The 14,149-nt window shown below is 42.9% G+C and carries 12 protein-coding genes; 2 read left to right on the top strand and 10 right to left on the bottom strand.

The genetic code is table 11. The features are described from left to right. Positions 1-6: 6 nt before the first annotated feature. The 6 genes from rpsB to ISR87_02595 all read right to left on the bottom strand — a co-directional run bounded on the left by rpsB (position 7) and on the right by ISR87_02595 (position 7,515). Positions 7-723: a 30S ribosomal protein S2 gene (rpsB, locus tag ISR87_02570; GenBank protein ID MBL7024314.1), complete on the bottom strand. Its 717-nt coding sequence runs from the start codon at positions 721-723 to the stop codon at positions 7-9. 21 nt (positions 724-744) lie between these two features. Continuing rightward, the gene (gene rpsI, locus ISR87_02575) at positions 745-1,140 is read right to left on the bottom strand and encodes a 30S ribosomal protein S9 (protein ID MBL7024315.1); all 396 of its coding nucleotides are present in this window, start codon (positions 1,138-1,140) and stop codon (positions 745-747) included. 3 nt (positions 1,141-1,143) lie between these two features. After that, a complete protein-coding gene (gene rplM, locus ISR87_02580; protein MBL7024316.1) occupies positions 1,144-1,575 on the bottom strand; it encodes a 50S ribosomal protein L13 in 432 nt (143 codons plus the stop codon). Positions 1,576-1,692: 117 nt separating this feature from the next. Beyond that, positions 1,693-3,219 carry a HAMP domain-containing histidine kinase gene (locus tag ISR87_02585; protein MBL7024317.1) on the bottom strand — a complete coding sequence of 509 codons (1,527 nt, stop codon included), beginning with the start codon at positions 3,217-3,219 and terminating at the stop codon, positions 1,693-1,695. Continuing rightward, positions 3,219-5,672, bottom strand: coding sequence for a hypothetical protein (locus tag ISR87_02590; GenBank protein MBL7024318.1), 2,454 nt, complete (start codon positions 5,670-5,672; stop codon positions 3,219-3,221). Before ISR87_02590 ends, ISR87_02585 begins: the two co-directional genes overlap by 1 nt. Before the next feature lie 238 nt (positions 5,673-5,910). Then, positions 5,911-7,515, bottom strand: a complete 1,605-nt coding sequence (locus ISR87_02595; GenBank protein ID MBL7024319.1) for a hypothetical protein — start codon at positions 7,513-7,515, stop codon at positions 5,911-5,913. Positions 7,516-7,810: 295 nt separating this feature from the next. Between ISR87_02595 and ISR87_02600 the strand changes: the two genes are divergently transcribed. Together ISR87_02600 and ISR87_02605 are read left to right on the top strand one after the other, a co-directional pair. Continuing rightward, positions 7,811-8,935 (top strand): hypothetical protein, encoded by a 1,125-nt coding sequence (locus tag ISR87_02600; protein ID MBL7024320.1) that lies wholly within the window; start codon positions 7,811-7,813, stop codon positions 8,933-8,935. A gap of 6 nt (positions 8,936-8,941) precedes the next feature. Then, positions 8,942-9,898 (top strand): AAC(3) family N-acetyltransferase, encoded by a 957-nt coding sequence (locus tag ISR87_02605; protein ID MBL7024321.1) that lies wholly within the window; start codon positions 8,942-8,944, stop codon positions 9,896-9,898. Between the two features lie 29 nt (positions 9,899-9,927). Here the strand turns inward: ISR87_02605 and ISR87_02610 are convergent, their stop codons facing one another. From ISR87_02610 to ISR87_02625, 4 genes are all read right to left on the bottom strand, one after another. Beyond that, positions 9,928-10,611, bottom strand: coding sequence for an SDR family oxidoreductase (locus tag ISR87_02610; protein ID MBL7024322.1), 684 nt, complete (start codon positions 10,609-10,611; stop codon positions 9,928-9,930). 22 nt (positions 10,612-10,633) lie between these two features. Next, entirely contained in the window at positions 10,634-11,626 is a 993-nt protein-coding gene (locus ISR87_02615; GenBank protein ID MBL7024323.1) for a ketoacyl-ACP synthase III, read from the bottom strand. A gap of 61 nt (positions 11,627-11,687) precedes the next feature. Continuing rightward, a complete protein-coding gene (locus ISR87_02620; GenBank protein MBL7024324.1) occupies positions 11,688-12,881 on the bottom strand; it encodes a polysaccharide pyruvyl transferase family protein in 1,194 nt (397 codons plus the stop codon). Between the two features lie 22 nt (positions 12,882-12,903). Next, positions 12,904-14,091 (bottom strand): Coenzyme F420 hydrogenase/dehydrogenase, beta subunit C-terminal domain, encoded by a 1,188-nt coding sequence (locus tag ISR87_02625; GenBank protein MBL7024325.1) that lies wholly within the window; start codon positions 14,089-14,091, stop codon positions 12,904-12,906. Between the last annotated feature and the right edge of the window lie 58 nt (positions 14,092-14,149).

Consider the following 14,149-nt stretch of genomic DNA (forward strand, 5'->3'; position numbering starts at 1 on the left):
CGGGTCTTAAGCGGTTACTTCTTCAGTTTCTTTTACGTTGGAAATGCCTTTTGCTTCAAGAATTGCATCAGCAAGGGTTCCCATAAGTAATCGAACTGCCTGAATGGAGTCATCATTTGCTGGAATCGGAATATCAACTTTACGAGGATCAGTATTTGTATCAACAACAGCTACAATTGGAATTTCCAGTCTAAGAGCCTCAGCAATAGCGATGGTCTCTTTTTTTGCGTCGACAACAATGACTACATCAGGAAGACGGCGCATATCCTTGATACCACGATGCTGTGTCTGCAAACGATTTCGTTCACGGGTCCGCATCAGCAGCTCTTTTTTAGTCAAGGTCTCTGCAATGCCACTGGTTTCATCTTTTTCAAGTAAATGTAAGCGTTTGATAGATTTTTTTATGGTCATGAAGTTTGTCAGCGTACCACCTAACCAACGTTCAGTTACATGGAACATACCACAGCGATCAGCTTCCTCTTCGACAACGGTCTTTGCAGCTTTTTTCGTGGCTACGAAAAGAACTGATCCACCTTTTTTAACTGTCGAGCTTACCAGATCAACAGCTTTATTCAGCTGTTCAATGGTCTTGTACAGATCAATGATGTGAACACCATTTTTCTTGGTGAAGATATAGTCAGCCATGTTTGGGTCCCAGTTACTGGTCATATGACCAAAATGGGCTCCGGAAGCGAGTAAATCCTCTAGCGAAATATTGCGCATTAAAACTCCTGAAAAAACTTTTTAACGTTTTGAGAACTGATAGGCTTTACGAGCACCGGCCAAACCGTATTTTTTACGCTCTTTCTTACGAGCATCACGGGTCAGCAGACCGGCTTTTTTCAGCACGGGCCTTAGTTCATTATTATCACCCTGCAGAGCACGTGAAATACCATGCCGAATTGCATAAGCCTGTCCGGACAATCCACCACCATTAACATTAATAGAGATATCATATCGACCTGAATTCTCCGTTAACTCTAATGCCTCGTGAACAATCATCCTCAGTGTTTTACGACCGAAATATTCATCCAGCTCACGATTGTTAACTTTAATAATGCCCTTGCCAGGGGTCATATAAACGCGAGCAATTGAGCTTTTGCGTTTTCCAGTGGCATAAAATGTAGTTGATGTACTCATGGACTAGCCTACCTCGAGTGGTTTTGGTTGTTGTGCCTCATGAGGATGAGAATCACCCTTATAAATTTTCAGCTTCTTGATCTGGGCACGACCAAGACGGTTATGTGGGAGCATACCCTTTACTGCATGTTCGAGAATCCGCTCTGGATGTTTCTCGCGCAATTGCTTCAAGGATGTAAACCGAGCTCCACCTGGATAGCCACTATGGCGAAAATAAGTTTTTTGTTCTTCTTTATTTCCTGTGACACGAATTTTTTCTGCATTTGTAACAACGATAAAATCACCGCTGTCAAGGTGGGGAACAAATGTTGGTTTATGCTTTCCCCTCAGGATTTGAGCAATCGTAGTTGAGAGTCTGCCGAGCGTTTTATCAGTTGCATCGACAATCCACCACTCTCTTACGATTTCACTTGCTTTTACATTATACGTTTTCAATTCTATTCCTTCTCATTCTGGATCTATGACCATCTATGGTCACAAAAAAGCGACCTAATCTAAACGGCGCCCTGTGGCATGTCAAACATAATTTCCCAGTTAAAAAATCCAGATTTTTCAGGCACTTGCCGGTGTTTTCAAGCTTATCTCAAAGCTGGTGCCCTGCCCTGGAGCAGACTCCACAGAAATATCTCCCTGATGGTATTCACGGACGATGCGTTCGACGAGACTCAGACCCAGACCCCAACCCCGTTTTTTTGAGCTCCACCCTGGCCTGAAGATGTTTTTATGGTCTCGCAGTGGGATGCCTTCTCCGTTATCACGAACTCGAACCTGGACCCAGTTGCTGCGTCTAAGCACCTGGACTTGTATGATGCCCTCATCCTCTTTTATGGCATCAACAGAATTTTTTAACAGGTTTTCAAAGGCCCATCCAAACAATTCTGCATGAGCTAAAACCCGATAATCTTCAGGACAATCGAATTCCACGTCAATGGACTTGCCCCACTGTGGGATGCGACGCTGAACATAACCGAGGACAGGTTCTACCAATTCCTTGATAGAAAGATTTTCTAGTTTCACGCCAGCACCAATTTTTGAGAAGCGATCAGCGACCTGATTCAGTCTCTGAAGGTCTCTATCCATCTCTTCTACAATTTTGCTGGTTTGCTCTCTATTCTCCTCTTGTCTTAAGAGTTCTATCCACCCCATGAGCGATGAGAGAGGGGTCCCCAGTTGATGGGCTGTTTCCTTGGAAAGCCCCACCCAGATACCCCGATGTTCTGCCTTTCGAATAAATTGGAAACCCGCAAAACCCAGCAGGATAAATCCCCCCATGATCCCAAACTCGATAAAAGGGAACCAGCGCAGGGCCTGAATTAAACCAGAATCCTCATAGTGAATCAGCATGACGGTTTTATTGCCAAATTTAACTGGAACGGGGTCATTTATTGAATCCATCCGCCGCAGCGCCATTTGAAGCACCAGCTTACTGTCCTTTGAATCCAGGGTTTCACCAAGATCTATGGTATGGTTCTGAATTTCTACATCCCCCTGAGCATTCATCTTGGTCAAAATCATGGGAAAGTTGACTGCTCGCATGATATTTTCGACGATTTCTTCAAATTTTGGTCGCTCAATACTTCCAAAATGAACCCGCATGATTTCCTGATCAAGATATTTGACAGGAATCGCCTCATTTTGAGCATCCATGGCCTCAACGATCTGGTAGAGAAAGGGGGGTAAATTTGCTTCATCTATTGAATCGGGAATACTGACATTGCGATGAGCATATATGATTTGTTGGCCATCCTCAATAACAGTGATAATAACAGGAAAGCTGATATTGCGAATAATCTTGTTAAAAGCGAAATCCATGCTGGGTGTATCCGCCGTCAGGGCTGTGGCATATAGATTCGCATTATAGCTCAAAAATCGGCGCTGCTCATCCAGATAGGCTTGACTCTGCAGGTCAGCAGAAAGCGCATTCGCCAATAATTTAGAATTGTAGCTTAAGAAACGCAGGTTGTCATCTTTCAGTTCTCTGACAAGCCAATTTGTATATAAGAGGGATCCAATAATTATTAAAATGCTGAGGACAAAGAGCCCCAGTTTTATGTTTGTAGTGGATCGGAAATCTCGCATTACTCTTGCTCTGGATATTTCCTGCTTCTATAAATGAGAAAAGCACCAAGGCCTAAAATGATAAAGGCTGACAAGAAGGTAATTCTAAAACCAGCCCGAACTGCAGGCGGTTCATATACAAATGTCAATGTGTGCTGACCTGCAGGGACTGGAATACCGCGAATCAATTCATTTGATGCAAACATTTCCAACTTGGAATTGTCATCCATATAAACTGACCATCCGGCGGAGTAGTACACTTCACTAACGATTAAAAAACCATCTTCATTATTATCTGTTTTTAATTGGAGTGATTGAAGGGAGTGCTCCGCCACTACAACGTTACCTACCCCATACTGGGTTTTCTCTATACTCCCCTCAGGATCAAGGACATAGGCTAATTTATCTGGACTCGCCATTGATGTATCCATTTTTGAGCTCATCTCAGTTGAATGACTTACCGTAGCAATTTCTGGCACGAACCAGGCCCTGGGATAGTCATCTGTGAACTCATAAATAATAACCTGGGCGGTTTGTCCTCTGACGATATGCAGGGGTTGATCAATTAATTTGAAGAACGGGTCATTTATGGGATACGGAGAAACCAAATATTTTACATTCAAATTTCTTAATAGATCCAGATGCCGTTTCCTCAGAGCAGGATCAACATCTCCAATGGGTTTTGGTGATGCGCCATTTGCAGTTTGTGAATAGTACTTGGGCAAGAATGTTTGTTCAATCTGGGTCGCGTTAAGAAAATCCTGGAGTATTTTCAATTTTGCAGGACTATAACCTCCGATTGACTCCAAGCCATGCAAGGCCCAGCCATTGGACCCGAACAAGATGTGGACAGGAAAAATCCTGCCAGGATTTTCTGCCGTAAGCTGTTTTAACTTGCGAATTGCTGGTGTTTCTTGCTCTCCCGCCTGGACTCTCTTTTTTGGCACAGCATTTTTCGTGAAACGCAAATCAACATGCCCCAGCTCAACAATTACCAGAGCAATCATGGTTAGGGAAAGCACCATGCCTTTAATTTTTTGAGCGAAATATGCCCAAATCACAGCCAACCCCAGAGTTCCAATAAACAGACCTTTTATCAGGCTGGAGTAAAACATATCGATCCGGGCCACACTCAATTGTGGATGGTATTTTGGTGACTGCGCCAAGACATTTGAAAAAGCCCCTGTAATCATTCCTTTAAAAAGTAGTACTACTACAAAGAGCCCACCCATGACAGCAGTCGCGATAAGCATTCCCTTAACCAAATCTGCCCGTCGCTTCTCATCTAGGTTGAGTAGCGTATATAGCCCAACCCCGGCCAAAATGGCTACCATTAGCTCCATTAAGATGAGAATCATTGAGGGAACACGGAACTTATTAAAAAATGGGAGGAGTTTGAAAAGCACGTCAAACAGATAGGGCCAATAGCTGCCAAAGCTCACCAGCAAGGCCAACAGCATGGTAGAGAGCAGAAATATTTTCACCTTTAAGTTTTCCCGATTAAAAAATGCTGCAACCATAAGGATAAGGAGCGTTAATCCAATGAAGTCGGAATGTTCGGTAAACGTGCGACCGCCCCAGTAGGTTTGACCACCAAATCCAAACCAGTCAGAGAAAAAGAGGGCTAAAAATTCATAGGGTGGGAAGGACCAACTCGTGGCATAACCATACTCTAGTCCCCCGCTAGCGCTTCCACCTCGAATTGTGTGAGCTACATATGCCAGGGAAGGGATGTAAAGGACTGCCGCCAAACCAATTCCCAGGATCAGACCTCCCAGAAAATATCCGACTGAGAGCTGAAAATTTTTCCAATTTTTCTCAACGGCCCTGAAAATTACTTCAATTACGACATACCAGCCCATAGCCATCCATCCATAATAGGCGACCTGAACGTGTCCCCTCTGAAGCTGGAAACCAGCCACAATGGCCAGGATTACCAAACCTTTCAAGTCGGGTTTGTCAAATATCCTTTTGGTAGCGTAAATCAACCAGGGTAGATAGGCAGCAGTCATCATCTGCGACCCATGACCAGCTGAGACCATAACGATAAAAAATGGGGTCAACATATAGGCAAATCCGCCAAGCAGAGCTGGCAAGAAACCCACTTTAAGACTCCTCAGCAATACATAGACACCCATGGCGGCCAAGAGATAATGGAACAGCATGCTCCACAGTGATGGCATGCCAATTTTATTAAAAAGACTCAATATTAAATTGGGGAAGTAGACCCACTTTGTATACATCATGCTGCTGAAAGCCGGCATACCCGAAAAAATGTAGGGTTGCCATAGAGGATACTCCCCCGTCTCAGTATGGTAAAGACTAAGTTGTCGTGTCATCCCTGAGGCTGCAGTAGTATCACCTCCACCAAAGATGTATCCTTTGAAAAAAACAGTTGAGAATAAGGCAAGCAGAATGAGAAGAAATATTCCTAATGCCTTGTTAATATCCTTGCGAATAAATTCTGAAAACATAGTGAGTCCTTGCGATACATCGGAATGGTTAAGGTTCATAGAAGGATAGGGAAACTCCAGTGCAAGAAGAGTCCATACCAAGCTTCATTTGCATCGAAGCTAAACCCATAATGGTTTATGGAAAATGATTTATCAGCTGAGAATCGGTCGACGCTTAATACTGGAGATTATTTTTGTATATTTAATCCCCATTACACCTCAATTATCATTAAAGTGATTAACAGTTCTGACACCAAAGCTAATTTGCCAACAAATAGTCTATTAAAACCATCATATCGGAAATACTAATGACGCCATCCCCGGATATATCCGCACATCTTTCATTAAAATCGTTGACTGGCCTTCCAATGATGTATTGGACAAGGGTGATTAAATCAGAAATGTCTGTAATTCCATCACCATTGGCATCTCCTCTCGTCAGGCAGGCGTTTGGGGACACATCAGCAACTATGATATCTGCTCCGTTGACCAGGTCACCATGATTCCCCCACGCGGACAGATCCTCTGCAACTTGATTGTCAAAGTTATAGTAAGCTGCCAAATCAGGTTCATCTCCAGTTAAAGTCTCAAACATATCATTTTGAATTTGTTCAGCTGATCTGGGGATTGACCATAGTTTCATTTCGTCGATATACCCATAGAAATATCCGGCTTCGTAAAGAACTGAATGGAAGTGCCGACCTATCTCCACCTGATCAATGCTATAATCAAAGTCACCCGTCTGACGATTCACATCAGCCGAAACCAATACTCCATCCAGGTATAGGTATAGGCTATCCAGGCCTACCACACCAGCATAGTGATGCCATTCTGCATAATCCCTTGCAGGATATTCAACAATATCGTTTGGTCCCTGGGTACTTCTGATATTAAACCGTATCATGTCACCGGCAGTGGGATTTTTGGCATTGAGTATTATGGATGCAGCACCAGTCTCTGTTGCGTAATCCCGCTGGGCAAAAAGCGTATTTTGTTGTTCCAAACCACCACCAGTTCCCAACATAGCTGCCCAGATTTCAATGGTAAATTCTGTTGTATATATAAGCGGGTTGGGGATACTCACATAATCATCCAGCCCATCTAGATAAAGACTATAGCCAAATTCGATATTATTTAATTCCATCTCAATGATGTGGGCATCATCCATGGGCATCCCATCATGTCCATTTTGAGTTAAATCGATCATCCCCTCCGATTCAAAGTCCCAATGTGCAAGCAGCGGAAGGTCTATGTATTGAATGAAGCCATGTTTTGCATCTAATATGTCAGGACGATTCAGTGCTCCCCCCCAGATACGAAGATCATCAATGAAACCATTAAAAAAACCCGCAAGATAACTGGATGAATGGTAATGGCGGCCGATCTCAATTAGCTCAATACTTTGATGAAAAATCCCTGACTGAGTGTTTTCCACAATATCAACCAATTCGCCATCAAAGTACAGAAACACACTATCTGTGCTCACAACACCTGCATAATGATGCCATTCTTCATAATCGCTGGCAGGATACTCCACAATATTATTTGGTCCATTTGTACTTCTGATATTAAACCGTATCATATCTCCTACAGTGGGGCTTACGGCATTCAGGATTATGGCTGATGTACCCGTTCCTGTTGAGTAATCCCGCTGAGTGAAAATAGTATGTTGTCCGTCCAGCCCACCTCCAATTCCATTGGTGTAAGCCCACCCCTCGATTGTAAATTCAGTCCCTTCAATAATTGTTGAGGGTAATGATACATAATCCCCGTCCCCATCGAGATGAAGCACATGATTTTGACCAAATAACCATACTGTGGTTATTAAATTTAGTAATACCCATATTGGAATCCGAGTTCTCATACATTTTCCCCGCAATTTGGTTGATCTGATACGATGGTCTAAACTTAACCTGCATTATTAGAGAATTAAGTACTCTTTTTTATAACAAAAATAATTCCTGAAATCGTGGTAAATGTTGGGCTTTTCCACTCGCTTTAGATTGCACATATTTTGGGTATCTGGTCACCACCTACGCAGGAATTATTTTTTAAGCGGAAATCCTCCGCTGTTCCCTTTTACCTTTTACCAGTGGTCAAGCCTTTTAGTTTAATTCGTCAGTATCACGCCGGTGATTTTCAACGTGGAGATTCAGAAAATGATATACATTCTGTATTCAAATGACTATGAACTGTTTCTCGGTGGGAACTACCTACCCGAAAACGAAGTTCTGATTCAGACAACAGAAAATGTACTCCGATCTTGTGACGAACTTGGTGTACCCATGACCCTCTTCTGTGATCTGACCTGCCTGTGGCGCTATCGTGAATTGGGTTATACTGAGTTTCCGCATTTGGTGGAAGAGCAACTGGTGCAGGCCATCAGGAGTGGCCATGACGTTCAGACCCACATCCATCCCCACTGGCTTGAAACTGAAATTTCATTTGGTAAGGATGGCAGTACAACTTTCGAAGTTGACCCTGTCAAATTTCTCATCGGGAACTGGTCTCCAGAGGATGGAAGCAGCTTACGTGATTTCTGTGTAGGTCTCTTAACAAAGGCAAAAAAGCACTTAGAGGATTTATTGATCCCTATTAACCCAAACTATGAGTGTCTGGCCTATAGAGCAGGTGGATATGGTGTCCAACCACATTCTGAGGATATTTTCAGCGCACTCAAACAAACAGGATATACTATTGACTCATCAATAGTTCCTGGAATGACCTATGAGACCGATGTGAATCGTATTGACTTCACCCAGGTACCATCACTTGGGAATTATTTTATTTCTCCCAGCACAGGTTTAGCTGAGGCTGCAGACAGCGGCGTGTTTGAGATTCCAGTATTAGCCCTTAGAAAGGGTGAAGCCAGATGGCATCTAGCTAAAGCGTTTTTTAGAAAAGTGATCGGGGCATTCCTTTTTCGCGAAAGACGTAAACGGTTGGGATATCCTATCCAGATGAGTAATACACCCGCGAAGAAAAACACTCTGGCCAAGCAACTCATGCAAGAGGTTAAAATCGTTAGAGATGGTTGGTATTTGCTGGAATTGGGAGAGGATCCCGATCTAATGGTGGATGTTGCTACCCAATACATCCAGCAATATCAAGAAAATAATTCGGACCTCTTTGTGTCCATTAGTTGCCATTCTAAATCAATGAATCCTAAAATACTAAGTGCATTTAAAACATTTCACCAGCAGATGGAACTCCGCTATGGCTCACAATTGAAAGCAATCACATTCCAGGAAGCTGGGAAGTATCTGAACCAGGAAAAGAAATAAGCTGTTATGAATCAGATCACTAAGCTCATCCCTCTATCTATTCGCAAATCCATTCGCCCGTTGTATAGTTCTTTACGGTCTATTGTGCGGAATCTACGCAGAGCCCGGATGGATGCATCATCGCTTGCCGATTTAAAATCCGACCTTGCTGCAGCACGATTTGGAGCAGGTGATATTTTAATGGTCCACTCAGCCATGTCACAAGTTGGCAATGTGGATGGTGGTGCAGGAACCATTATTAAAAGTTTTCTGGAAACCGTTGAACCTTCTGGCACCCTTTTGATGCCTGCATATGGATCAGCAGCTGACGTTGAAGAAGGCATGAAAACTGGGAGCATTATCGACCTGCGCACACAGAAATCACATATGGGAAAAATTACTGAAGTTTTCAGGACCTGGCCAGGTGTCATAAGAAGCTCTCACCCTTTTTCCTCAGTATGTGCAATCGGCAAGCAAATGGACTATATGCTTTCAGATCATTGGAAAGATCCAAATATCAGTCATACAGATTCACCCCTGGGGAGAATCGTTGAATTGGATGCCCAGATTGTTGGTATAGGGGTAACAATTGCAGTGGGTATGGCAGTTTCACATGTGATAGAGGATACTGATGAGACATTCCCAATTGAAGTCCACTCCCCTATTTTTGAAGCAAAATATATTGACTCAAATGGGGATTCGGTTAGGCGTGATATTACCCGATTTGATCCTGAGGTATCTAAAACACGTATTGGCAGTCCAAATACGGAGTGGATAAACGAAATGCTCACCCAACATTTTTCAGCAATTGGTCTTATGCGACAATTTAAATTTGGCAATGCAGCTTCATGGGTGATGCATGCAGCTCCTGTGTTTAAGGAGCTAGAAAGATTAGCCAAAAAAGGTATTACGATTTATCTCACAGAATCTCAATGGAAAGAGATGAATAGAGGGAATCCCTCTATTGACTCCTGGCAAGCTTAGGTTCGACGACTATCCTACCCTGAGTTGAGCTATACCAGTCCGCCGCTTAAATCTATAGATGACCCTGTTATATATTTTGTATTTCTCAGATACTCCACCGTTGAGAGAATATCCTGGGGTTCACATAAGAAGCCTGCTGGTATTTGAGCAGTAATTTTCTTCCTGTACTCTTCCGGGACAGTATTGATCATACCGAGTTCTGAATAACCCAAATTTATGTTATTGATGGTTACATTGAGCGAAGCATTCTCAATAGCCAAAGATTTTGTCATACCCCAAAGGGCGGATTTGGATGCAGAATACGCACTGATACCAGGGGTAGGTTTAACGGCCACCACGGATGAAAAGTTAATCACCCTACCATATTTTTGATCACGCATTAGGGGCAACAAAGCCCTTATAAAGTGGTAGCTGCCAAACAAATTGGTCTCTACCACCTTTTTCCATTCATCAGGATCACTTTTATGTGTGTAAGCGTTGTATGAAATTCCTGCACAATTAATCAGGGTGAGGTGATTGGCAGACTCTGCTATTTTTTCAACAAATTCAACTACCTGAGTAGAATCGCAGACATCAATTCGAACAAAATTGTCCACACGATGTTGAGGTACAGTACTAAGGTATGTTCCAATAATTGGCTCATCTCCCCTGTCCAGATATGTCTCAAGCAAGTATTTGCCTATCCCCTTTGATGCCCCGGTAATAATAATCATGCGATATCTTTCGTTTTTATATTTATGACCAGCGTAATATTGAAGCGCCATAGGTCCAACCAGAACCAACAGCAGCAAATAGTAAGGTACTTCCACCATGGAGCTTGCCACTACGATTTGATTCATCCAGAAGAATGGGAATCGTACCACCACTTGTGTTGGCGTATTTATCCATGTTGGTCAAAACCTTTTCCCAGGGAAGTTTTAAAATTTCTGCAGTTTTTTGCAAGATTTTAATTGAGGGTTGATGTGGAATCATATAGTCGATATCATCAATGGTAAGTCCGGTATCCGCAAGCACCTGATTGATGGCAATTGGCAGAACCTTGGTGCCCGTATTGTATACCTCGCGGCCGTTCATCTGGAAATAATGCAGCCCTTGCTCCACACTTTCGTGAGTGGATGGTATTTCTGATCCTCCTGCAGGAATCGTATAGTTCCATTTTCCCCTGCCATCAGTATACAGTCGAAATGCCAGGAAGCCTTCATCCACATCTCCATGAGAAAAAATTGCTGCTCCAGCACCGTCACCAAAAAAAACAGCATCGCGCCTGGTCCAGTCCGTAATTCTGGAGAAGGTATCTGCACCGATAACCAGAACATTATCATAAACACTTGTGGCGATATATTGGGAGGCAACTGACATTGCATATAAGAAACCACTGCACACTGCGGAAATATCAAATGCAACGGCATTATAGGCCTGTATCTTATCCTGCACGATGGCTGCAGTTGATGGAGCAAGTCGATCTGGTGTCGCTGTTGCAACGATGATTAAATCTATGTCCGTTACCTTAAGACCAGCATTTTCAATGGCATTGAGGGCGGCTTTTGAGGCCAAATCACTGGTTGCCTGATTTTCTGCTGCGATCCGTCTTTCTTTAATGCCCAGATTCTCATATATCCATGCAGCATTGGTGTCTATTTTGGATTCCAGATACTCGTTGGTAATTATTTTTTCAGGGAGATATGACCCGGTACCAGTAATTTTTACGGCTCTAACGAATTGTTTCATTTATTTAAAAATATTCCTCTACTCATATCAAAAATGTGAAAAACCGGCCATATCAATTCGCCTATTTTTCAAGCACTGAAGACAAAACCTGTTTGAAAGTGTCATAGATATCTTTTTTGACCTCGGGCAACTTTAGAGCGATGGTCTTGGATAGCGCAGTGCGTTGTTTCCAGAGCTCATCAAATTTTTGTTGGAGGGAGTCCAGCTCAAGTTTATCGACGGGCATATCCCATTCCTCCATACCAAACAGTCCCAGAACACCTCGATATTTATGATGCCAACCAATGGAGATCGTTGGTTTCTCAAGTGAGAGTGCTGCAATGACAGTATGATATCTGGAGGCAACCACCACACTGGATTGCGCTACAACCCCCTTTATTTGCATGGCAGTTAGACCTGTGGGATCGATAAGTATGCATTTCTCACTGGCAACCAGATCGTTAATTTTTTGTGCGATCCTTAAATCATTATCTTCAGGTACAATGGCATTTGGCAACAGGGTAACGCTGATTTCATATGTGTCTATTACCTGCTTGATAAATTTTGAAATAATGTCCAGGTAGGATTGTTCATCAGTTGCTCTACTGGTAGCTTGATGACTCACCGAGACCAGCACATTGCCCTTTGATGTACCAGAGAATAGTGGTGGAATCTCTTCGAAAGGGAGTAAAAATGCTGTATCTGCTGTGAGGTATACATCTGTCACAACGCCAATCTTTTTCAGTTCATTGAAGGACTTCTCATCGCGTGTCATGACTTTGTTAACACAATGCTTCAGGTAGAAGTATGCAAGTCGTCTATTCCACTTCAAATTAAAGGGTCCCAGCGCAGCTGTTGCTTTAACCACTGGAATGCCATAAATCTTTCCCAGGAGCAATCTCAGGCCTTCTCTGAAACGATTGATTAAGGTATTCTTTCCCAGGAAATCTGTAAACATGATTCCCCAGACATCTACTATGACATCGGCATCTTTAAGGGCCAAATGGGATTTTTTATAGGCGGTAAATGGGAAAAATCTAATTATTCTGTAGAACAATCCACCAAGAGCGAGAAAGTTTTCTTCCAGGGGAAGTACGTCTGCCCCATAGAGGTGCTGTTCTTGTTGGTCTTTTGCATATTCTCCAGCCTGGGTGAAATATTTAAATTCCACATCCTCACGGTAGTTTCGAATGGCCTTTTCAGTACTCACATAAAGTGATGGACCACCCAAATTGGAATTTAATCTAGCTCCCATTATCACAACTTTTAAAGTCACGATACGCTCCCTTTTCAAACTTTTATAAAAGATTTCCTAATTTAAGTAACACCCTTCGACTGAACTGCACCAGTGGAAGGAATTTAAGCGTCGTTCTATTCTTTGGGATAAAACTCATAATGTGAAAACCAAGGTTCCACATATAGCGAAAGTGGGTGGTCTGTTCTTTCCCGATGTAGTGAGGGGTGGCTTTCCCGAGAAAGTTGAGTGCCTTTAACCGGGATTGAGCCCCATTTTTAAAATCCACATTCTGACTTCTGGCGACTTCCTCTGGATCGGCTTCTTCCAGGGCAATTGCACCCATTTTTACGGCAAGCTTCAACAATTCGTCCCCGATTTTATTCCTTACCACCAGCATGGATTTGCCCACTTTTTCTTTGGCAATAAATTTTTTATTCCAGGGGTCAGCAAAAGAAATGTCTGCTAATTCGGCTGTGAGATCATTACAGGTAAAGCAGCGGGGTAATTGAAAATCATAGTGAAAAGCAGAGGAAAATACAGCACGTCGCTTTTTATCTTTTTCAGTGGTTCCTCTTTTGATGGTTTTCTTCTCGCCGTTTTTCATTTTCAAAGAAAACATCCCTGGCCATCCCATGCCCCGATAACGCAATTGGGAGACATCCTCAGGATTTATTTCATTCTTTTTTAAGAAATATTCAGTGCCATGAAAGGAATTGGTATTTGCGCAGTATAAGCCAAAATGATAGAGAATTTTGCTTTTGAGGCGTGGGTTGATTTTCTCAAGTTTTCGCACGCCGTGCAGGTGACAGGGTAGTCCTACTACGGCATATCGACCTTCTGAATTCGCGATCTCTGTGAGGGCATCACCCAGGTGGGCCGGGCAATATTTAGAACCTGCCGCCGCTCTAACTTCTTCACTGGTTCTAGCGATAACCCCGCGTGGCTCTAAACCAGTATCCATGGTAATTACGGCCACACCCTCAATGAGCTTCTGTTCCAGGGCAAAAATAAGCAGAGATGTGACAACACCGCCAGAGCTGGATGTAAATCTTACGTCATGATCCATGGCATGGGAGTAATAACATTTGTCATAATTCCCAAGAATGGGTGAATGTTTGGTGCCCTCAATAAATTTCTGGGATAGTTTAGTAAAATTAACCTCTACTCCAGGGCATACGATAACACATTTACCAACTTTTGATTCCTCGCAAAAATCACAAATGGACTCGTCAATAATTGGTATAAACATCCCACTTTTTTTATCGTTGACAATTGTGATTGCATCCACATGGCAGGAAGGTTGGCAA

The organism is Candidatus Neomarinimicrobiota bacterium (assembly GCA_016784545.1).
Lineage (GTDB): Bacteria > Fidelibacterota > UBA8477 > UBA8477 > JABMPR01 > JABMPR01.

Coding starts and splice junctions, on each gene's coding strand:
- rpsB (MBL7024314.1), bottom strand. CDS start 723: ATGCGCAATATTTCGCTAGAGGATTTACTCGCTTCCGGAGCCCATTTT.
- rpsI (MBL7024315.1), bottom strand. CDS start 1,140: ATGAGTACATCAACTACATTTTATGCCACTGGAAAACGCAAAAGCTCA.
- ISR87_02585 (MBL7024317.1), bottom strand. CDS start 3,219: ATGCGAGATTTCCGATCCACTACAAACATAAAACTGGGGCTCTTTGTC.
- ISR87_02590 (MBL7024318.1), bottom strand. CDS start 5,672: ATGTTTTCAGAATTTATTCGCAAGGATATTAACAAGGCATTAGGAATA.
- ISR87_02595 (MBL7024319.1), bottom strand. CDS start 7,515: ATGAGAACTCGGATTCCAATATGGGTATTACTAAATTTAATAACCACA.
- ISR87_02600 (MBL7024320.1), top strand. CDS start 7,811: ATGATATACATTCTGTATTCAAATGACTATGAACTGTTTCTCGGTGGG.
- ISR87_02605 (MBL7024321.1), top strand. CDS start 8,942: ATGAATCAGATCACTAAGCTCATCCCTCTATCTATTCGCAAATCCATT.
- ISR87_02610 (MBL7024322.1), bottom strand. CDS start 10,611: ATGATTATTATTACCGGGGCATCAAAGGGGATAGGCAAATACTTGCTT.
- ISR87_02615 (MBL7024323.1), bottom strand. CDS start 11,626: ATGAAACAATTCGTTAGAGCCGTAAAAATTACTGGTACCGGGTCATAT.
- ISR87_02625 (MBL7024325.1), bottom strand. CDS start 14,091: ATGTTTATACCAATTATTGACGAGTCCATTTGTGATTTTTGCGAGGAA.